The organism is Taylorella asinigenitalis MCE3 (genome assembly GCF_000226625.1).
GTDB lineage: Bacteria > Pseudomonadota > Gammaproteobacteria > Burkholderiales > Burkholderiaceae_B > Taylorella > Taylorella asinigenitalis.
In genome coordinates this window covers 1,398,247-1,422,542 of record NC_016043.1, presented here as the reverse complement: position 1 = coordinate 1,422,542, position 24,296 = coordinate 1,398,247, and the positions used below count along the sequence as shown (strand labels likewise).

Below are 24,296 nucleotides of genomic sequence, written 5' to 3'. Positions count from 1 at the left end.
TTATTAATAATTTTTAAGGATCCATCATGAAAACTTTCGTGGCTAAACCGCAGGAAGTGAGCCGTGAATGGTTTGTTATAGACGCAAAAGGTAAAGTCCTTGGTCGTGTAGCCAGCGAAGTTGCACGCCGCTTGCGTGGTAAGCATAAGCCAGAATTCACACCTCACGTAGATACAGGTGATTACATCGTAATCATCAACGCACAGGACATAGTTGTTACGGGTAGTAAATTTGAAGATAAAAAATACTTCCGTCATACAGGATATCCTGGCGGAATTTATGAAACTAATTTCCGTAAATTACAAGAGCGTCACCCAGGCCGTGCTATTCAAAAAGCAGTTAAAGGTATGTTACCTAAAGGCCCACTTGGCTACGCTATGATCAAAAAACTTAAGATCTACGCAGGTAGTGAGCACCCTCATGCTGCTCAGCAACCTAAGCAATTGGATATCTAGGAGCTAGAGTATGATTGGTGAATGGAATTATGGCACTGGCCGTCGTAAAACTTCGGTAGCTCGTGTTTTTATGAAAAAAGGTTCTGGAAATATAGTAATTAACGGTAAAGACGTTGATTCATATTTTCAGCGTAAAACTGGTCAAATGGTTGTTCGTCAACCACTTGAGTTAGTTGAGATGATTGAGAATTTCGATATTCAAGTAAATGTTCATGGTGGCGGCGAGTCTGGTCAAGCAGGTGCTGTTCGGCATGGTATTACTAGAGCTCTTATCGATTATGATGAAACTTTGAAACCTTCGCTTTCTAAAGCTGGTTTCGTAACTCGTGATGCACGTGAAGTTGAACGTAAGAAAGTTGGTCTTCGCAAAGCACGTCGTCGTAAGCAATTTAGTAAGCGTTAATTTTTGCTTATTGATACATCAAATCAAAGCCCACATTTCTACGATTATGAATGTGGGTTTTTTATTGACATAACGATTTATAATATTTCTTATGCTTATCAGAAGTTTACTTTTCGTTTTCGGTGTTATCGTTGGCGGTGCAGCTGTGCATTACTACGATAATCTCAATCTCAAGAAAGAGAAGATGGTTTTACGCGTGGAATTTGAAAAAATTCTACGAAATGCCCGTTTGAATATGAAATCTGATTATGAGGAACTTCAAAATTCTATTAAGAATCTAAAAGGAAAGCTTTTTGTTAGCAATTCAACGATTCAAAGATTTCGCATAGAAAACGACAGACTATTAGCTGAGGTTAGTGATTTATCAAGGGATATCGAATTCTATGAGCAATTATTGCCATCGGGTCCTATGGGTTTAGTAACCATACGAAGTTTAGATGTAAAGCGCTCTGGTGATTTAATTAGCTATAAAATTTTATTAAGCAGAAAGGTCAATGAAGAGACAAATTTTAAAGGTATGCTTAAATTTCAGGCAGTCGGTATGCTTAACGGTAAAACTATTATGGTTGATCTAATACCTGCTCGTATTACTGAGGATAATAAACTGGCTATTCCAGCAAATCCAAAAGTTGCTTCTAAGATACTTAATAATGCAAGATCGCATTCAATTTTATCTGTAGATTTTGTTCGTTGGCAGCAAAGTACTGGTGATTTGGTATTGCCAGCTGGATTTGAGCCACATGAAATTTACGTAAAAGTGCTTGAAGGAAATCAAGTGCGTGCAAGCAAATCTGTTTTGCTTTAAAGGAGATATTATGTCTGGTGTACAAACTGTAGACTTACAGGAACCGTCTTTATTAGTTTTTACTGATGCAGCTGCCGCAAAGGTTAAAGAATTAATAGATGAAGAGGGTAATCCTGATCTAAAACTAAGAGTTTTCATTCAAGGTGGTGGGTGTTCAGGATTCCAATATGGATTTATTTTCGACGAGAATATGGCCGAAGACGATACCACAGTTACTAATAATGGTGTATCACTTTTAGTAGATCCAATGAGTTTTCAATATCTTGTGGGTGCAGAGATAGACTATAAAGAGGATATTGAAGGCTCTCAATTTGTGATTAGAAATCCTAATGCCACTACAACTTGTGGGTGTGGTTCATCATTCAGTATTTAGTAGGGATATAGAGAACCCAAGATTTTAGGTCTTTGGGCTCTAGTTATTTCTCTTAAATCTAAGGAGATTCTATTTACGTTTAAATAGGCAAGCCAAGCAAAAGCTAGGGCTTCAACTGTCATAGGATTTATACCCATTTCTTCAACACTAATAAATTGTCTATCGGCGTTTTGATTAAGCCCATCCATCAGGGCTTTGTTAAATACGCCCCCGCCACAAACATATATGGTTTTAATACTACTATCTAGTTTTTCGGTACATTCAAGAATCGAGTGAACAGTTAGCTCCCTAAGTGTGGCCATAATATCTACAGGCTCTAAATCCTTAAAATTCGTTAAATTTTCATTCAACCAATAAATATTAAAATCATCTCTTCCCGTTGACTTTGGTGGAAGCAAACTAAAAAATGGGTGTGTGTATAATTTATTTAGCAACCCATTGTGGCAATGCCCACTTCCACCCCATTTTCCTTCTTTATCAAAACACTGCCCTTTATGCATTTGAATCCATAAATCCATCAATGCATTACATGGCCCTATATCAAATCCCACGACACTATTTTCCTCAATGACAGATATATTTGCGAATCCTCCTAAATTAAGGACTGCTACGGGTATTCTCGATTTAAAAAAATGCTTATGAAATGCTGGTACTAATGGAGCCCCTTCGCCACCAGCAGCAATATCAGCATTTCGAAAATCAGACACTACATCGATATGAGTTTTCTCAGCTAAAAGTGCAGGGTTATTAATTTGAAGGGTAAGTCCGATTTTCGGGTTGTGTCTTACAGTTTGTCCATGAGCCCCAATTGCTCGAATTTGTTCTGCTTGTAAATTATGTTCAGTTAAAAGCTTTTGTACACATTTCTCATATGCCTTGATAAGCTCCATGCCGACTAAATGCATAGAATTTATTTCATCAAAGCTAGGTGTATTTAATTTTAGGATTCGTTCTCTAAGTGAATCATTAAAAGGAATATAGGCGTGTCCAAGAAACTCTAAATCCTCTGGACTGCTTATTTTACAAACTACTCCATCAACTCCATCGGTGCTAGTGCCCGACATTAAACCGATAAAATACTGATGCATTGCCATAGAGAACCTAAAAATTTATTTATTGAATTATATAATTACAAATCATTGTATTATCACACGGTCTAAGTACCTCTCATGACAGAAGAAATAAAAATAAGTACTGAAGTTGCTCGTCAAATGGATATTGTGAGACGCGGAACGGAAGAAATATTAGTAGAATCCGAGTTTTTGCAAAAACTTCAAAAAAGTCACGACACTGGAACTCCTCTAAGAATAAAACTAGGGCTTGACCCAACAGCACCTGATTTGCACTTGGGGCATACGGTTGTATTAACCAAAATGCGACAACTGCAGGATATGGGCCATGAAGTTATATTTTTAATCGGCGATTTCACAGCAACCATCGGTGATCCGAGTGGGAGAAATGCGACTAGACCGCCATTAACACGTGAGCAGATTGAAGAGAATGCTCAAACTTATTATGAACAAGCATCTAAAGTCTTGGACCCCTCGAGAACTATTATTTCCTACAACTCAAAATGGTGTGATGCGCTAGGAACTCGCGGGCTAATTCAATTGGCATCTAAATATACCGTCGCTAGGATTATGGAACGTGATGACTTTACTAAGCGTTTTAAAGGTGGTGTGCCTATATCTATGCATGAGCTTTTGTATCCTCTTATGCAAGGATATGATTCTGTGGCTCTTGAGTCGGATATGGAACTTGGAGGTACAGATCAGAAGTTTAATTTACTTGTTGGTCGTGAACTTCAAAAAGAATATGGACAAGAGCAACAAACTGTTTTAACCATGCCTCTATTGGTTGGTTTGGACGGAGTTGAGAAGATGTCCAAATCTAAAAATAACTATATCGGAATCACTGAAACTCCTGATAGCATGTTTGGAAAAATCATGTCTATTTCCGATACTTTGATGTGGAATTATTATGAATTAATCTCATCAAAATCCTTAGAGGAGATTGCTCAACTAAAACGTGATGTTGAGCAGGGAGTAAACCCACGGAATATTAAAGTTGCACTGGCTCAAGAAATTATTACACGTTTTCATAATGATGAAGCTGCAGCTAAAGCATTGGCAGATTTTGAATCTCGATTTAGAGATGGTCAAATACCTGAAGATATACCTGAGATAAGTTTGAATGGCCCAGAATTGGGCATTGTTGCGGTTCTTAGAGAATCGGGTTTGGCTAGTTCTGGTTCTGAAGCTTCGCGAAATATCGTTCAGGGCGGAGTAAAGGTGGACGGCTCAAAAGTAGAAGACAAAAGCTTAGTTTTAAAATCTGGTACCTATGTGGTCCAGATTGGAAAAAGAAAATTCGCACGCATTACCATTAAATAATTTAGGAAAATCATGTTTGATATAAATCTTACTTTAGATAAAGTTGACTCAGAACTCTACGATGCCATTAAGAAAGAAGAGCAACGTCAGGAGGAGCATATCGAGCTCATTGCCTCCGAAAACTACACAAGCCCAGCTGTTATGCAAGCTCAAGGTTCTCAACTCACAAATAAATACGCAGAGGGGTATCCTGGAAAACGCTATTATGGCGGCTGTGAATACGTAGATATAGTTGAACAGTTGGCTATTGAACGATTAAAAAAATTATTCGGAGCTGAAGCGGCTAATGTGCAACCTAATTCTGGCTCTCAAGCTAATCAGGCTGTATATTTTGCCGTATTAAAACCAGGCGATACTGTTCTTGGTATGAATCTTAATGAAGGAGGGCACTTAACTCACGGCTCCCCAGTTAACCTATCTGGTAAGCTTTACAATTTTATTCCATATGGTTTGGATGAAAATGAAGCGATTGATTATGAAAAACTTGAACAATTAGCGAAAGAAAATAATCCAAAACTAATTGTTGCTGGTGCGTCGGCATATTCTCTTCGCATTGATTTTGAAAGAATTGCAAAAATCGCTAAGGAAGTGGGTGCTTATTTCATGGTGGACATTGCCCACTATTCAGGGTTGGTTGTTGGGGGACAATACCCTAATCCTGTTCCACATGCCGATTTTGTAACTTCAACTACGCATAAATCTCTAAGAGGCCCTCGTGGTGGCGTCATTATGATGAAAGAGCAACATGCGAAGATGATAAACTCTGCAATTTTCCCTGGTATTCAAGGCGGTCCACTGATGCATGTTATTGCCGGAAAAGCGGTTGCATTTAAAGAGGCTTTAGAACCTGAATTTAAACAATATGCAGAGCAAATTATTAAAAATGCTGATATTCTTGCGAAGACATTGCAAAAACGTGGTTTACGCATTGTCTCTGGTCGCACTGAAAGCCATGTAATGCTTGTTGACCTTCGCTCAAAAGGCATCACTGGTAAACATGCAGAAAAAGTTTTGGGTGATGCATTTATCACTTGCAATAAAAACTCTATTCCAAACGATCCTGAGACACCGTTTGTCACTAGTGGAATAAGGCTTGGTACACCAGCTATGACTACAAGAGGCTTTAAAGAAGCGGAAATTGAGCAAACTGCGAATCTGATAGCTGATGTTTTGGATAATCCAGATGATGAAGCAAACATTTCAGCTGTTCGCGAAAAAGTTTTAGCTTTGACTAGCAAATTCCCAGTTTACAAATAATCGATGAAATGCCCGTTCTGCTCTCATGGAGAGAGTCAAGTTTTAGACTCGAGATCATCCGAGGATGGTCTCGCCATCAAACGCAGACGGCGTTGTTTGCAATGTGATAAGCGATACACAACATATGAGAGAATCGAGTTAGCATTGCCAACGGTAGTTAAAAAAAATGGCTTACGCATGGAGTTTGATATCGACAAAGTGCGATCCAGTATGAACATAGCTTTACGCAAGCGTCCTGTCTCAAGAGATCAAGTGGATTGTGCAGTATCCCGCATCCTCGAGTTTTTTTTAAACCATCCACATAAGGAAGTTTCCTCATATGAGGTCGGTCAGGTAGTTATGAAAGAACTACGCGAGTTAGACCAAGTAGCATATGTTCGATTCGCCTCTGTATATCAGAGTTTCGAGGATATTGCCCAATTTGTTACAACAATTCAAGAGCTCTCAAGTGATGAAAGATAGACATACGCATTTCATGCGGCTGGCCTACGAACTTTCTTTAAAAAATCGCCATTTGCCTGACCCAAATCCATGCGTTGGATGCGTTATTGTGCATGGAGATAAGATTATTGGCCAAGGTGCAACGCAAGTGGCTGGTTCAAATCATGCGGAGATTGAGGCTTTGCAAGATGTGGAGAAAAGAGGGCTTGGGTCACTACTAAAAGACTCTACGCTTTATGTTACGCTTGAACCTTGTAGCCACCACGGTCGCACGCCTCCATGCGTGGATGCTTTGATTCGAAGCGGGATACGAGAGGTTGCGGTCGCATTGCCAGACCCTAACCCCTTGGTCGGTGGCAATGGCATCTCATCCCTCCGCTCTCACGGAATCGATGTGCATGTGGGATATCTTATGGAGGAAGTTCTCGAGCTTAATGTCGGTTTTTTCTCTCGCATGCTTTTAGGTCGCCCGTGGATTCGCACTAAGATCGCAAGTTCGCTCGATGGCCGTATTTCTCTTGCTAACGGAAAATCCAAGTGGATTACCAATGAGCAGTCTAGACACGACGGTCACAAGTGGCGGTCTCGTGCAAGTATTATTTTTACAGGAGTAGGTACGGTTTTGGCCGACAATCCTAGAATGAATGTGCGTTACGTTGAGACGCCTAGAGAGCCGCTTGTAGCTATTATGGATAGCGATTTTAGGACCTTGGATAATCCGAATCTCAATATATTTTCAAATCCAAAAATTATTATCTGTGGCAATGCCTCCGCTTTATCAAATTTTGCTTATGATAGGGGTGTGTTGCCAAATAATATTGATTTGATTGGAATTGATACGGACTCAAATGGTTTGTTGAATTTGCGGGAATTGATAGAAAAGGTGGGCATTGCCAACGAAATTAATGAGATTCATGTAGAGGCAGGTAGTGGTTTAAATACCTCACTTTACGAGGCTGGGCTTATAGATGAGTATCTATGGTATTTTGCACCTATGATTTTAGGGGATTGTAATGCACCTTTTAATATTTCACCGTTAGAATCAATTCCAGAGCATGACTATTTGGAAATGTTCGATTTGACTAAAATTAGTAATAATGTTCGTCTAAGGATTAGGAACTCTGTCCGTTGGAAGGCATTACTAAATTCATTAAAGGAGATGGTTAGATGTTTACAGGCATAATTCAAGCAGTGGGCAAAATTGAATCGGTTTCAAAACTTGAAAAAGGAGTACGCCTAAGCATTGCCAAAGGAGATTTGGATATTTCAAATATCAAGGAAGGCGATTCTATAGCTATTAACGGGGCATGCATGACCGTAGTTCAAAAAAGTGATTCAGGATTTGAGGTGGATGTTTCGGCTGAAAGTCTATCAAAAACTTCGGGACTTGATAAAGAGGGGTACGTAAATCTCGAGTGTGCCATGAAACTTGGGGACACGGTAGATGGCCATTTGTTGTCTGGGCATGTGGACGGTGTGGCTCGTGTAGTAGGAGTTACGCAAGAGGGCGAATCTCATAAAATTGAGATTTTAATTCCTGAAGATTTAGCAAGTTTTATGGCTTACAAGGGTTCGGTAGCTGTAGATGGTGTAAGCATGACCGTTAATGATGTTAATGACGTGTTTTCACCAGAGGATCCTCATTCGGAGGATATGATTCCTGAAGGAACAATCATAAGTTTGAATCTGATTCCTCACACCTTTAAGAACACAACTCTACAATATTTAAAAGCTGGCGATGAAGTGAACATTGAAATCGATACTATTGCAAGATATGTTCAAAGAATGATGCAAGCACCATTTTAATTTTTTAGTTAAAATAGTCAGCTTATTTTGGATCGGTGGCCGAGTGGCTTAAGGCACACGCTTGGAAAGCGTGCATACGGTCAAACGTATCGGGGGTTCGAATCCCCCCTGATCCGCCAAAAGATTATAAAAATAAAATTTGTGCACTTAAAATAAAAAAACCCGAGGCTTGCGTCTCGGGTTATTTGCATATAGTTGCTAAAGGCTTAGATTATTATTGTGCTGGTGCAGGCTCTGGAGCAGGAGCTGTTTCTGAAGGTTGTCCGCCCATTTGTTCTTTAATGTCTTGAATTACATCTTCTGTTTTGTGGGCCGCATTATCCACAGCTTCACCTACAGAAGTAGCGGCGTTTTTAATTTTTTCGCCAGCAACTACTGAAGCTCTTGAAACATCCTCTTTTGCTTCTTTAAATGTTTCTTTGGAAGCTTCTACAGCATCATTAACTTTTTCTTTAGCCTCTTCGTTAGTTTTCTTAATCATCTCGCCAATACCATCTTTATTTTCGTTAATGTCTTTAACATTAAATTCAATGCGACGGTTTGCACGACGACCTTCTGGTGTATTGTTATCGGCGATTGGGTTAGCTTCTCCATAACCAACAGCCACAATATTAGCTTCTGGTACACCTTTTGCGATTAAATAATCACGAACGGCTTTAGCTCTTTCTGCAGAAAGTTTTTTATTGCTCTCATCATCACCTTTACTATCAGTGAAACCAGCAACTTCACCTGTACGATTGTTGTCGATTAGGAATTTCGCAAATGCATCTAAACGATTGTTATACACAGGCATGATCTCTGAGGATGCAGTATTAAACTTAATATTAAGATCAAGCTTGTCTTTGGACATTTCGTTTATATCAAGTACTTCCACTGGCTCCTCAGGAATATCAGATGAAGTTGCATTAGAAGCTGGAGTAGGTTCTGTAGCAGCAGGAGCTTCAGTTACAGGAGCCACAGGAGCTTCAGGTGTAGCTGGTTTCTCTTCAGTAGGAGCTGGAAATTTATCCTCTGCTGGTGCAGTTGGAGAAGGGAATGTATCAGAAACAGGTTGTTCAGATTTCACTACATCTGGTGCATCAATTTCAACGCTGTCAGCATCGATTTTAAAATTAGCACCAAGAGCTTCTTGCAGTTTAGAAACTAATTCAGCTTTTCTTTCTTCAGATATAACATGACCATCAAGATCTAATTGGAATCCATCGAAATGGCCTTTAACGTTAGGAAAGTCTTCAACTACTTTTATAAATGCATCTAAAGAATCTAGGTTCATGTTAGAAATATTATTTTCAACATCAACTTCATCTTTAAGTGTAGCTGTACCTTTGATAGAGTTAAAAGCTTTAAGAATTTTAACTTTATCTGATGCACTAGCCGTACCATCAACTTTCAGATATTCGCCATCATAAGCCCATTCTAAATCACCAAAACCATCTACAGCTTCTGGTGCATCTATATCGATATCATCAACTTTTACTTTAAAAGCGTCATCTAATACTGATTGCAGTTCACTTGTAAGTTTAGTTTTGGATTCTTCTGAATTTAATGTGCCATCAAGAACTAGTTCACCTTCATCGAATTCACCGTCAATAGTTGGATAATTTTTAAGAATATCTGCTAGAGCATCAAATGCGTCAAACTGAAACTGACCAACATCAGCATCTACTTCTAATTTATCCTCTAAAGGTCGGTTGCCTGCAATAACTTTAAATGCATCTAAAACCTTAGCTTTAGTTTCTTCATTAGGAACTTCACCTGAGACTACTACTTTTTCTGAATCAACGGCCCAATTAATATCTCCTAAATCTTTAGAAATTTTTGCTTCTACAGGTTCATCAGATTCTTTATTGTCCTTATCTTCGTTAAGTTCGTCAGCTTTGATATCTATATCATCTGCTTTAATTTCAAAATTATCGCCTAAAGCTTTTTTCAGTTTAGTCAATAATTCCGTTTTGGATTCTTCGGAATTTAGTGTTCCAGATAATTTAAGTTCTCTTCCGTCAAATTTACCATCAACACCAACAAAGCCTTTTAAGGCTGTTGCAAGAGCAGCAAAATCAGTAAATTCAAGTTTTCCAGCTTCTTTATCTATATCTAGATCGTCTTCCACTGGTACTGTACCAGCGATTCCTTTAAATGCATCTAAAAGATTTGCTTTAGATTCAGCTGTATCCAAATCACCATCTAGAATCAATTTTTTATCTTCAAAATCCCAAGAAAAATTACCTAGTCCTTCAACAACTTTAGGTTCTGAGTCAGTAGTTTGCTCATTTGTTACTGGAGTTGATTCAGTATTAGTAGGTTCATTTTGAGTGATAGGAGCTTCTTCGTCTTTACCGCAGCTTCGGAATAAAAGTAAAGCAATTAGTATTAAAGCAAGGATAATTAGCCACTTCCAAATTCCGCTTTTCTTAGGTTCTTCCACTGGGCGTGATTCTGTGGTTTTTGTATATTGAGGTTGATGAACTCCAGCCATCCTAGCAGCATTAACCGTTTCTTCAGAAGGTGCAGGTTTAGGTGTAGGATTAGGTGTAACTTGAGAGGATTTAGGAGCCTCTTTAATTTCAGAACCCTTAACTTTATTTAAAACTTGGGAACCAGCTGCAGAAGCAACACCTGCCATGCCCGCAACACCAGCTAAAGAACCTAAGTTAGATAGACTAAAATTACTACCTAAATTGTTTTTTAAACTAGAGAATATTGCAGGGATAGTGGCAGAAAGTGAGTCTTTGGCTTGAATCTGAGTAACACCTTCCTCTCTGGAAACTTGGTCAACAACGCCATCTAAATCGCTACCAAAAAGACCATTTAAATAGGTAAGCCCTTTTTGTTTAATTGAGTCAAAACCTAGTTCTGCATTTGATGCGCCAGTAGAATAAAGTTGTTGTGTATTACTGTCAACTCCTTTAATCATTTCTAGGAGTTGATCAACACCTTCTTTTGAGTTTGATTTTTTTGAAATACCACCAATAACAACTGAAACTATACGATCTAATAGACCATTGGCCTTCCCTTCAGGTAGGCCAACAGATTTTATCAATTGATCCAGCACTAAATTGCGTACAGAACCCTTAAAAAGTTGGTTTATGTCGAAGTTCATAAAAAGTCCTTATTATTAAAAATGCGTCTGTTAAGATTTATCGCATTTGTTAATCTTAGCACCTTTTATGTTATGACATTGTTAAGAGTATCGATTTGCTAAGTTTATTTATTACATGAAATGTTTATAAGCAACGTCATTTAATTCTAATTTTTTGTCCAGACCTAAGCGAAGACCTGCCACCATTTAATTTTTTCAAATTAGAAACTGTAGTTCCATGCTTTTTGGCGATTGAATACATAGTCTCACCAGATTTAACTGTATAGTTAATTTGACGAACTTTAGCCTTTTTGTTTGAAGTCGTTTTAAATGTGGCTCTTTGGGCTTTAAGTTTAGAGGCCTTGTTAGTGCTAACAAGTTTAGTTTTGCCTTTAAATTTAGCCTGAACAGGTTTAGTGAACTTAGATTCGTTTTTCACTAAGATAGGCTGATCTGAAACAAACTGCCCCTTAATATTGATATCTTCTTTAAAGTTCTCAACATTAATATTTGTAGGGATTAGAAGTGTTCTAGCAATAGAATTTTGTTTAGAGCCTAAGCCATTTAATTTTTTAAGTTTAGCAAGTGAAATTTTTAATTTATGAGCAATAGATTGTAAAGTCTCACCTTGAAGAGGATCGTATCCACCCCAAGAAGCTAAATTTCCCTTATAAGAAGCAAGATTTTCTTCATAAGTTTGAATCCTCTCAACAGGCAACAGGATAAAATCACCTTTAGAAGCTAGAAATACTGGTCGTTTAGTAGCTGGATTTAACTCCTTAAACTCTTCAAGAGACATACCAGCCAACTTAGCAACTACTTCAACGTCCATATCCTCTGCGACTTCCACTTTTTGGAAATATGGAGTGTTAGGAATAAAAGGTAGTCGGATATCGTATTTTTGAGGATTAGAAATTATCTCTTTAATAGCTAATAGTTTAGGAACATAATTTCTTGTTTCATCTGGCATATTAAGAGATAGATAATCACTACTTAAACCAGCGTTTTCGTTTTTAATGCGTGCACGAGCGACAGCACCTTCACCCCAGTTATAAGAAGCTAAAGCTAAATGCCAATCATTTGATTGGAAATCATATAAGTAGCCTAGATAATCCATAGCAGCTCGAGTGGAATGAATTGGATTTAGGCGGTGATCTGTCCAAAAGTCTTGAGACAAATTGTAATTTCTGCCAGTGCTTGGAATGAACTGCCATAGACCAGCTGCTTTAGCGGAAGATTTAGCTGTAGAGACAAATGCACTTTCAACAAAAGGTAAGAGAGCTAATTCAGTAGGGAATTTATGTGCTTCGACTTCTTCTACTATGTGGTAGAGATATTTAGAAGATCTTTCTGCCATCCTCTCGATATATTCAGGCCTATTTGCGTAGTAATCAATCCATTTTTGAACTAGAGGATCTCCATCTAAGTTAGGCATTTTAAAGCCATCTGTAATTCTGTCCCACACAGATAGGTGAGAAACTCTAACATCGTAGTCGACTACAGATTTATTTTTGTAATTAGATGAACCTGTGCTACTAACGTTCGATCCGTTAGATGCACAAGCACTAAGTATAACGGTTGCACAAATGGCAATAAAACTCTTAACTCTCATAATAAACCTAAAAATTATTCTTCCACTGTCTAAGCACTTTTAAAACTTTTTCGGGTGAATCAAGAACTTCACCTGAATACGATTGAGCAGAGCTAATAATTACTGGATCGCTCAACCTTAAAAAAGGGTTATATTTAAATTGTGAATCTAACTTATCTGGCACAGTAGGTAAGCCGTGAGAGATCATAGACTCATATTTTGCAATAAGGTTCTGAAGTTCTGAATTTTTAGGATCAACCTCAGAAGCCCATGCAGCATTACTAAGCGTATACTCATGAGCACAGAATACAAGAGTATTCTTACTCATTTGTTTAAATATTTCAAGGCTTTGGAACATATTTTTAGAATCACCCTCAAATATTTTTCCGCAACCCAATAAGAATAACGTATCACCAGTGAAAACAAAAGGAGATATGTCAAAATTATCCGTAAGTATTTTTGATTCTGAATAATAAAGCAAATGGTCTAATGTGTGACCTGGACTCTCAAAAACACTTATATAAAGTGAATCCAATAATTTAATCGAATCACCGTTTTTAACTTTTATATTTACGAAATCAAGTTTTGGATTTTCAGGCCCAAAAACTTTTACAGAGGAATTTTGCGTATGGCTAAAATGTTCCACCAACTCTTTAATTCCACCGACATGGTCGTTATGATGATGAGTAACTAAAATGGCATCTAAAATAAGTCCATTTTGTTCTATGTAATCAATAACTGGCTTGCTATCACCTGGGTCAACAACACATATATGACCCTCGTGTAAAATCATCCAGATATAGTTATCTTGGAATGCACGAACGAAGGTGATCTTAGGCATAGGAATTAGATTGCGTAAATCGTGAATTTTAATGTTTATATGTTACGAAATAATTTCCTGTAATTTCAACTAATTATTTAGTGTATGGATAATTTAACCAATAGTTTTTCAAACTGGCTTTTTAATGAAGGTGCCTCACTTATCAAATGGGAATTAAGTGCTATAGAGGGACTCTTGACCAACACTTTCGGATATCAATCCATACAGATTGGATTGCCTAAACATAATTATTTAACGAATGCTAGAACGCAAAATAAAGCCATTATTTCGTTTGAGGATCTAAACAAATTTTCTGAGGCAGATTTAATCATATTGCCACATACATTGGAATTGCTTGATTATCCCAAAGATACTCTTAAATTAATTTCTGCTCATCTTAACCCACATGGCTTGATCGTTATCTTAGGTCTAAAAACAAATCCATTGAGCAAAATAAGCAAAAAGATGCGTGCGTGTCCATTGCCAAAGAAAAGAAAGTTATCTGCACAGCAAATTAAGATATGGAGTGCAGAATTTGAATTTGAGTCCAAGGAAATAACAAATCAAACCAAAAAAGGTGTTATGTTTTCAAGAATTTTTATCCCTAGTTATGCTCTTGTATTAAAACGCTCATCATTGGCAGGAGCTGCGGTGGGGTTGGCATTTTCAAAAACTTCATCAATTAAAAATGGTGTACCTGTGTTGAGTAAGGAAAATAATAATGTCTAAAAATATAGAAATATGGACCGATGGAGCTTGCAAGGGAAATCCAGGTCCTGGCGGTTGGGGAGCACTAATTTTTTGCGATGGGCGTGAAATTGAACTATGTGGCGGCGAACAGGACACTACGAATAATCGCATGGAGTTGATGGCTGTCATAGAGAGTCTAAAATATGTAAAAGAGTGTCTTAATGACTTTTCTAAGATAAAGATTACAGTCGATTCTCAATATGTCATGAACGCTTTCACTCAAAAATGGCTGGAGAATTGGCAGAAAAATGGATGGAAAACTGCTTCAAAATCTCCTGTAAAAAACAAGGATTTATGGATGCAGCTTTTGGACTTAGTTGATTTGATTAAGCCAACATGGGCATGGATAAAGGGTCACAGCGGTGACCCTAATAATGATAGAGCTGATAAGCTTGCAAATCAGGGCTTAGAGAAAGTTAAATAGCCTCACCTTTATAAATAGCCACTTCTCTCGATCCAGTTGCATATCCTAAACCCCTGTACATTCCAGCGGAGTTGAAAGGGAGGTAAGCATTGCCATCTTTATCGATAGCAATTAGTCCGCCAGATCCATCAATTAAAGGCAGTTTTTTATATACGACCTCATCGCAGGCATCTTCTAAAGATAGCCCCTTATAGTCCATCAAAGCAGAAATATCGTAAGCTACAACAGATCTTATGAAATGCTCTCCATGCCCTGTTGTAGAGACGGCACAGGTATTGTTGTTCGCATAACAGCCTGCACCAATAATAGGCGAATCGCCTACACGACCAGCCATCTTATTTGTCATACCGCCTGTAGAAGTTGCGGCTGCAAGATTTCCGTGAGCATCGAGTGCGACAGCACCTACTGTACCCATTTTATTTTTTTCATCTATTGGAGAGGCTTGATGGTCCGAATCATGATCGAGCAAGGCCTCTTGAGAATCGCTCTTTAAGGCAATCTCAAGCTGTTCGCGTCGTATATCTGTGCTGAAATAATCGTTTGGCACAGCCTCAAATCCCTGAGCACGCAAAAAATCTTCAGCCCCTTTTGAGATTAGCATTACATGCTTGCTTTTTTCCATTACACATTTGGCAGCATAAATTGGATTTTTTATGGTGGCAATGCCTGCGACGGCGCCACATCTTAATGTTTCACCGCACATAATGGATGCATCCAGTTCGTGAGTGGCATTGTGCGTGAATACGGCCCCTTTGCCAGCGTTAAACATAGGATTATCTTCAAACATGCTTACAGCTAGTGCAACTACATCTATAGCACTCGCACCATCTCTAAGGGCATCAGCTCCGGCATCAATAATCTCTTTTAGGGACGCTCTATATTTGTGTTCTATCTCATCTGTGATTTTGCTTTTAGATATAGCACCTGCCCCACCATGAATGGCTATCACTGGACCTCTCATAATAATTACCTCAAAGCACTGGACATTAGTGAAAATGTATTTATAGTGCGTATTAAATCTAATATAGATTCTGTCTTAAATTTTAGAGTTAAGGAATCTAATCTTTCTGTTCCTGGCAATATCGTGAAGATATCCACCATTTCAGGCTTATGACATGCTAGTTCACATTCGTATGGGCTAGGAATTTTAAAGGGTTCATACAAATCACGATTAGTCATGAATTTTTCAACTGCACTTCGCATGCCCTTAAAAATTTCGTATTGTGCTCTTGTAGTGCTTTTAGATTTTGCGACAAATGTGCCTAAAGCCTCTTTTGTATGAACCCATACGGCTTCAGGGAAAAATTCTTTATTTTCCGCTTCTAGAATTTGATCGCCACTGCCGAAAATCACAGGTACATCAACTTCTCCAGCCAAGAGCCCGTACAAACCTGGTTCTCCATAGGCCCTGCCGTTAACACGAATTTGCGAGAAAGAAAATCCATTGATTGTATGGGCTAAAACACCACGGCCACGGGCTTGCGAATGATGCCCTATAAATGCCACTGCATCTACTCCAGTTTCAACGCCTGCTACCATGCTATAGAGTCTAGGTTTACCAGTAATCAAGTAGATGCGTTCATCGATTAAATCTGGCAATATATTTCTAAAAGTCGCATGAGAGTCGGCAACTATTACTTCCTTCGCGCCAGCATCAAACGCTCCTCTTGCAGCGGCGTTCACTTCTTCTGTAAACCACACGCGGGCACGCTCCCATGCACTCGTTCCAGTCCTACACTGTTCGGGGTCCACAACTCCAGCTACCCCTTCAATATCCGCACTAATCAATAATTTCATAATAATCCCAATATAGAAGAATTTTCCATAATTACTTCATGAAGGTTACGACATTCATTGCCATCGCGGCCTTTAGTGGATTTTGCAAACCAAAGTGAATTGATAATGGCTTGCTCCGTGGCTTCCGCCGCCGCATCAAACAAATAATTAATCTGACCTTCGTTTACTGTGGCAATGCTCTCGTTCATATCCATTGAATCTGATTGCTTCAGTGAATAAGCATTAGAGAATGCTACGCAAATATCTCCACTTCCGTGACCAAAATTAGAACCAGTACGAGCTAGACCTGCTGCGGCTCTCAAACTTAATCTCTTAAGTTGACGGGAATCAAGTGGTGCGTCGGTAGCAATAATAATAATTATCGACCCTTTATCATGGGAATCATGGATAATGGCTTCTTCGGAACCTCTAACATTATGGGAAACGAATTTTTTTCCGAGTTCTAGACCAGCAATTCTTAAATTAGGTAAGGCTCCAAAATTAGATAAAACTAAGGCCCCGACAGTATATTTATGTAAGCCAGCACTTATTCTTGAAGCTGAGCCTATACCCCCTTTGAAACCGAAGCATTTCATTCCATGGCCTGCACCCACAGCACCTTGCTCAATATGTGTTTTGCAATTGGAGAGGGCCTTCAAATAGTGTTCTTCATTTATAGCAAGTGCTTGAATATCGTTCAAAAAACCATCGTTACATTCTAAGACTAAGGAATTAACTGTTGGAAGTGAACGTCCAATTTCAGAGTTAATTTCGATAGCTCTTTTAATTTGTGCTTGGGCTACTATGGGGACACTAAAAGTATTTGTTAAAGCTATAGGAGTTTCAATTGTGCCAAGTTCTTCTAATTGGATAAGGCCATAACTTTTTCCAAAGCCATTTATCACACTTACAGCTGCAGGGATTTTATCGATAAATAAATTTTTATCTTTATTTGGATTTATTACTGTGACACCACTTCTGATGCAATGCGGTTTATCTTCATGTAAAGTGAAGTGACCGACAGTAATACCATCAATATCGCAGATATTATCCATTGCACCGCTCTCAAGAGACCCAACTCTTGGTGCTATATTAGGAATTAGAAGAGCCTCTGTGTTAATCATATTAAGTCTTAAGTTTAGGATCTAAAGCATCTCTTAAACCATCACCCAATATATTGAAAGCTAAAACTGTAAGGAAAATAGCTAGTGATGGAAAAAGAGCCACATGCGGTGCCAATACCATATCGGAGCGTGCTTCGTTAAGCATTGCCCCCCATTCTGGAGTAGGAGGTTGTGCACCCATACCAATAAATGAAAGCGATGCCGCAGTTATTATTGATGTACCTATACGCATAGTTGCGTAGATAACTATAGGAGAAATAGTGCCTGGCAATATATGCTTAAATAAAATTGTAAAATCCGAAGCACCAATACTTTTAGCGGCTTCCACATAAGTCATATTTTTAAGTGATAGGGTATTGCCTCTAACTAAACGTGCAAATGTTGGAACACTAAAAACAGCTACTGCAATAATCACATTAATCATGCTAGGACCTAAAACTGCGATCACACCAATTGCAAGCAATATACCAGGAAACGCTAACAAAACATCTGATAGACGCATAACGATTCTATCTATCCAACCCTCATAATACCCAGCAAGTAGTCCCAAAATAGTTCCAACAACCATACCTAAAGCCACAGATACAAAACCCGCAGCTAAGGAAATTCTAGTTCCCATAATTATTCTGCTAAGAATATCCCTACCTAAGGAATCTACACCCATCCAATGTTCCCATGATGGAGGTTGATTTAACTTATCGTAGTCAAAGAAATTTTCAGGGTCAAATGGAACAATCCATGGGGCAAAGATTGCGATAACAATAAGAAAAAGAATAAAGATTCCAGCAATTATGGCAAAGGTCTGTTTTTTAAATTTTCTTTTGAACTCGCTCATTGGAGTTCTAATATTTTTGTTTTTTAAATTATTTTCCATACCTACTACTTATAGCGAATTGTTGGGTTAATTACACCGTACATCAAATCAACTATTAAGTTGATTACTATGAATTCAAAGGAGAACAAAAGAACTAATCCTTGAATCATCGGGTAATCACGAGCATTTACAGAGTCGATAAGTAGGCTTCCCATACCTGGCCATCCAAATACTGTTTCTACCACAATTGAACCTCCTAAAAGAAATCCAAATTGCAAACCCATCATAGTTACTACGGGAATTAAGGCATTTCTTAAACTATGTTTAAGCATTACTACTTTTTCGCTTAAACCCTTAGCACGTGCGGTTCTAACAAAATCTTCATGAATAACTTCAACAAAAGAAGCTCTTGTAAATCTAGCCATAACAGCGGCAACAGAGACTCCTAAGGTTATAGATGGCAATATGTAGTGTCTCCAACTATCAGCCCCAACAGATGGCAACCATCCCAACCACACAGCAAATACTTGAATTAGGAGCATTCCGAATGCAAATGCAGGAAGGGAAATACCAGATACTGCTAGTGTCATAAATAGTCGATCGGGCCAAGTGTTGCGCCAAATTGCAGATACAACTCCTATCACCAAACCGAAAATTACAGACCACGCCATGCTTGTAATAGTTAATAACATAGTAGGCATAAATCTAATGGCAATTTCATCAAAAACGGGACGTTTGGTTCTAAGTGTCTGACCAAGGTCTCCTTGTAAAATATTGCCCATATAGTTTATGAACTGCTCCCAAAGCGGAAGATTAAGTCCGAGGTTTTCTCGAATTATTTGAATTGTTTCTGCATCGGCTTCTGGGCCTGCTGCAAGTACTGCTGGATCGCCTGGAAGCATATGGACGAACAAAAATACACAAACGCATATCAATAAAAGCGTTGGTATCATTCCGATAGTTCTTTTTATAAAGTATGAAAGCATAATTTAATGAATTAATTGTGGGGTAAGATTCTTACCCCACAGGTACAGCTAATAAATTATTGTTTTAAATCTACTTGTTTAAAGTAATATGAACCGTCAGGCATAATATATACGCCGTCTAATTGTTTACTTTTAGCAGATACTAATTTACTTACGTTTAGGAAGACCCAAGGTGCCTCCTTCCAAATGATTTCTTGAGCTTCAGCATATAGTTTGCTTTTCTCATCTTTATCGGTAGTTTTTAGAGCTGCTTCTAGATTTTCATCAACTTTATCGTTTTTGTAGTAGGAAGTATTAGAGAATACTGGAGGCCAAGCATCTCCTTTAAGCAATGGAGCTAGTGCCCAGTTAGCTTCACCAGTAGAGGCCGACCAGCCAATGTAATAAAGCCTAACGCCAGCATCCTCAGGTTTTTGTACTTTCTGTACTTTAGCTACACGTTGACCAGATTCAAGAGATTCAACTTTAGCTTTAATTCCAACTTGCCTTAATTGTTGTTGAAGGAATTGAATAGCTTTTACAGATGTACCATCGTTATACCCAGACCATAAAACAGTCTCAAAACCATTTGGATATCCCGCTTCCTTAAGTAGTTCGCGTGCTTTTTTAGGGTCATATTCGTATGCTTTGAATTGTTTTGAGAATTCAACAAGTGGTGGGACTACACCAGTTGCGACTTCAGCATATCCGTTATAAGCAACTTTGATTAAGGCTTCCTTATTGATAGCGTAGTTAAGAGCTTGACGAACTTTAATATTGTCAAAAGGTTTTTCAAGCACATTAATAGACATATATCTTGCGATAATTGATGGTGAAACTACAATATCAAGCTTATCGTTGCTTTTTAAAACATCAATTTGTTCGTATGGTACAGGGTTAGTAAAGTGAGCTTCGCCTGTTTTCATAACAGCCGCTCTAGTATTGTTATCTGTAATTACGCGGAAAGTAATAGTGTCTACTTTTGCTAAGTTTTCTTTGCTCCAGTAGCTATCATTACGTTTCATTTTTACAGTTTCGCCAGGCTTCCATTCTACGAATTGGAAAGGACCAGTACCTGTAGGGTGGAAATTAATATCTTTACCGTATTTCTCAATTGCTTTTGGAGAAATAATCATAGCTGAAGGGTGTGCTAAATTATTGATAAAAGCAGAGAACGGCTCCGATAAAGTAATTTTTACTTCATATGGACTAAGGGCTTCAACTGATTTAATTTTGTTAAATTGGTTATATCGTGCAAGAGCATTAGATTTATCTAGCACACGTTCAAAATTAACTTTTACTGCCTCCGCATTGAAATCAGTACCATCGTGGAACTTAACTCCCTCGCGAAGTTTAAATGTATACACCAAGCCGTCTTCACTAGCTTTATACTCTGTAGCTAGAAGAGGTTGGATATTTAAATCCTTGTCAAATTCAAAGAGTCCTTCGTACCAGCCTTTGCCTACTGCTTGAGCTAATGTAGAGTTGGTATTGTATGGGTCTAGAGCACTTAAACCATAAGGAATTGCAATTACAACATCTTTAGTTGCATTCGCAGTTGATGAAAGTGCAAGGCCGCTAAGAAGCAAGCTCATTGCCAAAGTTTTTTTTGCAAAAGTATTCATTTATTACTCCTTGGTTTTAACGAATTATTTATAGACACCAATCGGATGCCTTGCTACGAAATGATTTTCAGATAATTGAAAAAGAGGTTCCACAATAGGATCGTCGCCTAATTTTCGGATTGGGCTTGGAATTTCACCTGTTAGAAGCTCACGATCAAGATTGCGTCTTGTTGGGTCTGCAATAGGAACTGCATCGATTAATTTCTTTGTATATGGGTGATGTGGATTCTCAAATATAGCTTTTCTCGAACCTAATTCTACGATTTGGCCCAAGTACATAACAGCAATTCTGTGACTTATTCGCTCAACAACAGCCATATCGTGTGAAATAAATAGATAAGAAATACCAAATTCTTGTTGAAGGTCCATCAATAAATTGACTATCTGAGCTTGTATTGAAACATCGAGTGCTGAAACAGATTCATCAGCAATAACGATTTTTGGATTTAAAGCTAATGCTCTAGCAATGCATATCCTTTGTCTTTGACCTCCAGAGAATTCATGCGGATATCGCTGAGCCATATCTCCTGGCAATCCAACTTTTTCTAAAAGCCACTCAACTCGCTCATTAGCTTCTTTTCCTTGAGCTACTTTGTGAATTAGCAGGGGCTCCATAATGGAGTATCCAACGGTTTGTCGAGGATCCAAGGATGCGTAAGGGTCTTGAAAAATAAACTGAATGTCTCTGCGGATTTTTTGCATCTCCTGTTTGGAGAGTTTATTTATATCCTGTCCTTTAAAAAGGATTTCACCACTTTGAGCTTGTATTAATCTAAGCAATGAGCGACCAGTGGTTGATTTGCCGCATCCAGATTCACCAACTATGGCCAAAGTTTCTTGCTCATACAATGAAAAATTAATTTTTTCGACTGCATGAACACGTTTTTTTTCTAGACCTAAAAACCCACCGCTTATATCAAAATGTGTTTTTAAATTTTTAACTTCTAGGATAGGGGGCTTATCGTAGAGTGGCTCTAATGGCTTAGGTTGAAGCGTTTCAGTTACCTCATCTGTTAAATCATCTTCCATGGTCAGTAAGTCAAATCTTTCTGGAAGTTCTTTTCCAGACATAGACCCTAATTTTGGTACGGCTGAGAGAAGAGCTTTAGTGTACGCATGCTGGGGCGAATGAAATATTTCTGTGGCAATGTTTTCCTCTACTTTCTGACCTTTATACATAACCAGTACTCGGTCCGCTACTTCAGCCACTACACCCATATCGTGAGTAATGAAGATTACACCCATGTGCATCTCTTTTTGTAGTTCACGAATAAGTTGAAGGATTTGGGCTTGAATAGTTACGTCCAAGGCCGTTGTAGGTTCATCGGCTATTAGAAGCGATGGTTTACAAGCCAGCCCCATTGCAATCATAACTCTTTGACGCATTCCACCTGAGAGTTGATGTGGGTAACGTTTAATTATGCTTTTAGCCTCGGGTATCCTAACTTGGTCTAGCATGCGAAGTGCTTCAGCCATAGCAGCTGAATGAGACAAACCTTGATGAAGCCTAATGGATTCCGAAATCTGTTCACCAACAGTAAACACTGGATTCAAAGATGTCATTGGTTCTTGGAAAATCATGGCTATATCAGCACCACGGATTTTTCTTAACTCTTTTGCTGATAATTTAGCTAAATCAACAGTCTTTTTACCGTTTGGGGTAAATAAAATCTGACCTGAAGATATTTCACCTCCGCCATTCTCTACCAATCGCATGATAGCTAGTGATGTCACGGATTTTCCTGAACCGGATTCACCAACAATTGCTAAAGTTTGACCTTTAAAGAGCGAAAAAGATAAATCTTTTACGGCATGTACCGTACGTTCACTACTTACAAAATCAACGCTAAGATTTTTAACTTCCAAAACTGGAACTGGAGATGATTTTGAATTTGTATTCATTGACTAAGTGTTGTTTTTAATTTTATTTAAACCTAAAACTTATTTTACAGAGTTATATAAAAATGGGGGAATATTCAGAATTTATATAGATAAAACCTTTTGCGTAAGTAAATTTCCCAATGGATAAATGTTTGCACAATATCTACTAATACTTTGGACCGATTCCTAGAATTAAAACTGATTTTTTTCAAGGAGTCATCATGAAATTTTTTAAACTTAAAACAACTTTATCAATAACTCTATTTGCTTTTACCCCAACCATTGGGCATGCAGGTCTATTCACAACTGTGCATGAAATAGATAAACCTCAGATAACATTTTATTACGATTGCACAGATTCAGAAATTAGTGCAAGAAACCAGAAGCCTAATTTTTCATCTTGCAAATTGGCAAATTTTTATGAGGAAAGAGAAGGTGCAACTTCTGATGCACCCACAAAAACAATAATTGCATTAGGTAAAGTTAGGTCTTCAGCAGCTGAATCTGGAGCGATATCTGGAGGTGAGATCTCAGCAACCACTAGTGAATTGAGTGCCACAGTGGCTGAACATGAGGATAAATTAGCTGATCTCATAAAAGATTTAGAAAAAACAAATGACACTGTAACTAAAGTTAAAACTAAATTGGATACGGCTAGTGATTCGCTAAAAGAGTCTAAAACAGAATTATCAAATATAAGCACAAAAGTAGGAAAAAATGAAGATGGAATTAAAAAGCTAAACTTCGAAATCGATAAAAGTAACGATAAGATAGCAGACTTAAAAACCAATCTTACTAAAAACACTTCAGCTGTAGAAAAAATGGGTGCTAAAGTCGAAAAAGCAGTGAGTGACGTTAAAGACTTGGGTATTAAAGTTAAAACTAATGCTGATGCGATAAAGGCGACGGATACAAAAGTAGCGAAAAATCTCGAGGGCATTGCCACAAATAAGGAAGCTATAGCAAAAAATACAAGTTCCATCAAAGCGACCAACGATAAAATAGGAAACCTTATTGAAAGCTTGAAGGCACCTACGTTTGAAGGAAAAGTTACGGCAAATGGCGGAATAGCTGTAAGCAAAGAATTTAAGGTTTCAAGTGCTACTGAAGTCAGTATGGGCGGAAATAGAGTCCAAAACGTTGCCGACGCAGTGGATAATACTGATGCCGTAAATCTTGGTCAATTAAAAGCTGAATCTTCTCGGATATTTTCTAATTTAGATAAGAAATTTTCTGCATCAACGAAAAAATTGAGCGAAGACTTAGAGGCTTTGAAAAAGGAATCAAGAGCTGGGTCGGCTTCAGCGATGGCCACAGCATCATTGCCACAGGCATGGACTCCCGATCAAATCGGTGTGGGTTTAGGTGTAGCAACATATCGAGGAGCATTTGGCTACTCTTTAGGAGTATCAGCTATGTCAGGCGATGAGGCATGGGTAGGAAAGGCATCTGTTTCAGGCGATTCTAAGGGAGGATTTGGAGGAAGTTTGGGGATGATGTTTAGCTTCTAATGT

23 protein-coding genes and 1 tRNA gene are annotated in these 24,296 nt (G+C 38.3%); 13 read left to right on the top strand and 11 right to left on the bottom strand.

Annotation, left to right across the window (positions count from 1 at the left end; all coding sequences use genetic code 11):
• Window positions 1-26 precede the first annotated feature (26 nt).
• The 4 genes from rplM to erpA all read left to right on the top strand — a co-directional run bounded on the left by rplM (window position 27) and on the right by erpA (window position 2,036).
• Window positions 27-455 carry a 50S ribosomal protein L13 gene (rplM, locus tag TASI_RS06700; RefSeq protein WP_014112007.1) on the top strand — a complete coding sequence of 143 codons (429 nt, stop codon included), beginning with the start codon at window positions 27-29 and terminating at the stop codon, window positions 453-455.
• 10 nt (window positions 456-465) lie between these two features.
• A complete protein-coding gene (gene rpsI / locus TASI_RS06695; protein WP_014112006.1) occupies window positions 466-858 on the top strand; it encodes a 30S ribosomal protein S9 in 393 nt (130 codons plus the stop codon).
• A gap of 91 nt (window positions 859-949) precedes the next feature.
• A complete protein-coding gene (locus tag TASI_RS06690; RefSeq protein ID WP_014112005.1) occupies window positions 950-1,663 on the top strand; it encodes a DUF6776 family protein in 714 nt (237 codons plus the stop codon).
• 10 nt (window positions 1,664-1,673) lie between these two features.
• A complete protein-coding gene (gene erpA / locus TASI_RS06685) occupies window positions 1,674-2,036 on the top strand; it encodes an iron-sulfur cluster insertion protein ErpA (protein ID WP_014112004.1) in 363 nt (120 codons plus the stop codon).
• On the opposite strand, the gene TASI_RS06680 is transcribed toward erpA, so the two are convergent.
• A complete protein-coding gene (locus TASI_RS06680) occupies window positions 2,033-3,124 on the bottom strand; it encodes an anhydro-N-acetylmuramic acid kinase (RefSeq protein WP_228359738.1) in 1,092 nt (363 codons plus the stop codon). The genes erpA and TASI_RS06680 overlap by 4 nt on opposite strands.
• Window positions 3,125-3,205: 81 nt before the next feature.
• Between TASI_RS06680 and tyrS the strand changes: the two genes are divergently transcribed.
• The 6 genes from tyrS to TASI_RS06650 all read left to right on the top strand — a co-directional run bounded on the left by tyrS (window position 3,206) and on the right by TASI_RS06650 (window position 8,052).
• The gene (gene tyrS, locus TASI_RS06675; protein WP_014112002.1) at window positions 3,206-4,429 is read left to right on the top strand and encodes a tyrosine--tRNA ligase; all 1,224 of its coding nucleotides are present in this window, start codon (window positions 3,206-3,208) and stop codon (window positions 4,427-4,429) included.
• Window positions 4,430-4,441: 12 nt separating this feature from the next.
• Window positions 4,442-5,686, top strand: coding sequence for a serine hydroxymethyltransferase (gene glyA / locus TASI_RS06670; protein WP_014112001.1), 1,245 nt, complete (start codon window positions 4,442-4,444; stop codon window positions 5,684-5,686).
• Between the two features lie 3 nt (window positions 5,687-5,689).
• Window positions 5,690-6,148, top strand: a complete 459-nt coding sequence (nrdR, locus tag TASI_RS06665; protein WP_028883966.1) for a transcriptional regulator NrdR — start codon at window positions 5,690-5,692, stop codon at window positions 6,146-6,148.
• Entirely contained in the window at window positions 6,138-7,310 is a 1,173-nt protein-coding gene (gene ribD / locus TASI_RS06660; protein WP_014111998.1) for a bifunctional diaminohydroxyphosphoribosylaminopyrimidine deaminase/5-amino-6-(5-phosphoribosylamino)uracil reductase RibD, read from the top strand. The genes nrdR and ribD overlap by 11 nt, the downstream gene beginning before the upstream one ends.
• On the top strand, window positions 7,295-7,933 hold the full coding sequence (locus TASI_RS06655; RefSeq protein ID WP_014111997.1) for a riboflavin synthase: 639 nt from the start codon (window positions 7,295-7,297) through the stop codon (window positions 7,931-7,933). Before ribD ends, TASI_RS06655 begins: the two co-directional genes overlap by 16 nt.
• Window positions 7,934-7,962: 29 nt before the next feature.
• Window positions 7,963-8,052, top strand: a tRNA-Ser gene (locus TASI_RS06650).
• Between the two features lie 95 nt (window positions 8,053-8,147).
• Here the strand turns inward: TASI_RS06650 and TASI_RS06645 are convergent.
• The 3 genes from TASI_RS06645 to gloB all read right to left on the bottom strand — a co-directional run bounded on the left by TASI_RS06645 (window position 8,148) and on the right by gloB (window position 13,444).
• The gene (locus tag TASI_RS06645) at window positions 8,148-11,033 is read right to left on the bottom strand and encodes an OmpA family protein (protein ID WP_014111996.1); all 2,886 of its coding nucleotides are present in this window, start codon (window positions 11,031-11,033) and stop codon (window positions 8,148-8,150) included.
• Window positions 11,034-11,169: 136 nt separating this feature from the next.
• Window positions 11,170-12,624 (bottom strand): transglycosylase SLT domain-containing protein, encoded by a 1,455-nt coding sequence (locus TASI_RS06640; RefSeq protein ID WP_014111995.1) that lies wholly within the window; start codon window positions 12,622-12,624, stop codon window positions 11,170-11,172.
• Window positions 12,625-12,631: 7 nt separating this feature from the next.
• Window positions 12,632-13,444, bottom strand: a complete 813-nt coding sequence (gloB, locus tag TASI_RS06635) for a hydroxyacylglutathione hydrolase (RefSeq protein WP_014111994.1) — start codon at window positions 13,442-13,444, stop codon at window positions 12,632-12,634.
• An 84-nt stretch (window positions 13,445-13,528) separates the two neighbouring features.
• Between gloB and TASI_RS06630 the strand changes: the two genes are divergently transcribed.
• Together TASI_RS06630 and rnhA are read left to right on the top strand one after the other, a co-directional pair.
• Complete coding sequence (locus TASI_RS06630) at window positions 13,529-14,152, top strand: class I SAM-dependent methyltransferase (RefSeq protein ID WP_014111993.1); 624 nt, start codon at window positions 13,529-13,531, stop codon at window positions 14,150-14,152.
• Window positions 14,145-14,597 carry a ribonuclease HI gene (gene rnhA, locus TASI_RS06625; protein ID WP_014111992.1) on the top strand — a complete coding sequence of 151 codons (453 nt, stop codon included), beginning with the start codon at window positions 14,145-14,147 and terminating at the stop codon, window positions 14,595-14,597. The genes TASI_RS06630 and rnhA overlap by 8 nt, the downstream gene beginning before the upstream one ends.
• Here rnhA and TASI_RS06620 read toward each other — a convergent pair.
• From TASI_RS06620 to TASI_RS06590, 7 genes are read right to left on the bottom strand one after another with little or no spacing between them, the layout of a single operon-like run.
• Window positions 14,590-15,558, bottom strand: coding sequence for an isoaspartyl peptidase/L-asparaginase family protein (locus TASI_RS06620; protein ID WP_014111991.1), 969 nt, complete (start codon window positions 15,556-15,558; stop codon window positions 14,590-14,592). The two genes, rnhA and TASI_RS06620, sit on opposite strands and share 8 nt — an antisense overlap.
• Window positions 15,559-15,563: 5 nt before the next feature.
• Window positions 15,564-16,394 (bottom strand): M55 family metallopeptidase, encoded by an 831-nt coding sequence (locus tag TASI_RS06615; RefSeq protein WP_014111990.1) that lies wholly within the window; start codon window positions 16,392-16,394, stop codon window positions 15,564-15,566.
• The gene (locus TASI_RS06610; protein WP_014111989.1) at window positions 16,391-17,497 is read right to left on the bottom strand and encodes a DmpA family aminopeptidase; all 1,107 of its coding nucleotides are present in this window, start codon (window positions 17,495-17,497) and stop codon (window positions 16,391-16,393) included. The genes TASI_RS06615 and TASI_RS06610 overlap by 4 nt, the downstream gene beginning before the upstream one ends.
• A 1-nt stretch (window position 17,498) precedes the next feature.
• Window positions 17,499-18,371, bottom strand: a complete 873-nt coding sequence (gsiD, locus tag TASI_RS06605; protein ID WP_014111988.1) for a glutathione ABC transporter permease GsiD — start codon at window positions 18,369-18,371, stop codon at window positions 17,499-17,501.
• A gap of 5 nt (window positions 18,372-18,376) precedes the next feature.
• Window positions 18,377-19,297: a glutathione ABC transporter permease GsiC gene (gene gsiC, locus TASI_RS06600; RefSeq protein ID WP_044978140.1), complete on the bottom strand. Its 921-nt coding sequence runs from the start codon at window positions 19,295-19,297 to the stop codon at window positions 18,377-18,379.
• 56 nt (window positions 19,298-19,353) lie between these two features.
• A complete protein-coding gene (gene gsiB / locus TASI_RS06595) occupies window positions 19,354-20,901 on the bottom strand; it encodes a glutathione ABC transporter substrate-binding protein GsiB (RefSeq protein WP_014111986.1) in 1,548 nt (515 codons plus the stop codon).
• A 24-nt stretch (window positions 20,902-20,925) separates the two neighbouring features.
• Window positions 20,926-22,803 (bottom strand): dipeptide ABC transporter ATP-binding protein, encoded by a 1,878-nt coding sequence (locus TASI_RS06590; RefSeq protein WP_014111985.1) that lies wholly within the window; start codon window positions 22,801-22,803, stop codon window positions 20,926-20,928.
• A 200-nt stretch (window positions 22,804-23,003) separates the two neighbouring features.
• Between TASI_RS06590 and TASI_RS06585 the strand changes: the two genes are divergently transcribed.
• Complete coding sequence (locus TASI_RS06585) at window positions 23,004-24,293, top strand: YadA-like family protein (RefSeq protein ID WP_014111984.1); 1,290 nt, start codon at window positions 23,004-23,006, stop codon at window positions 24,291-24,293.
• The last annotated feature ends 3 nt before the right edge of the window (window positions 24,294-24,296 follow it).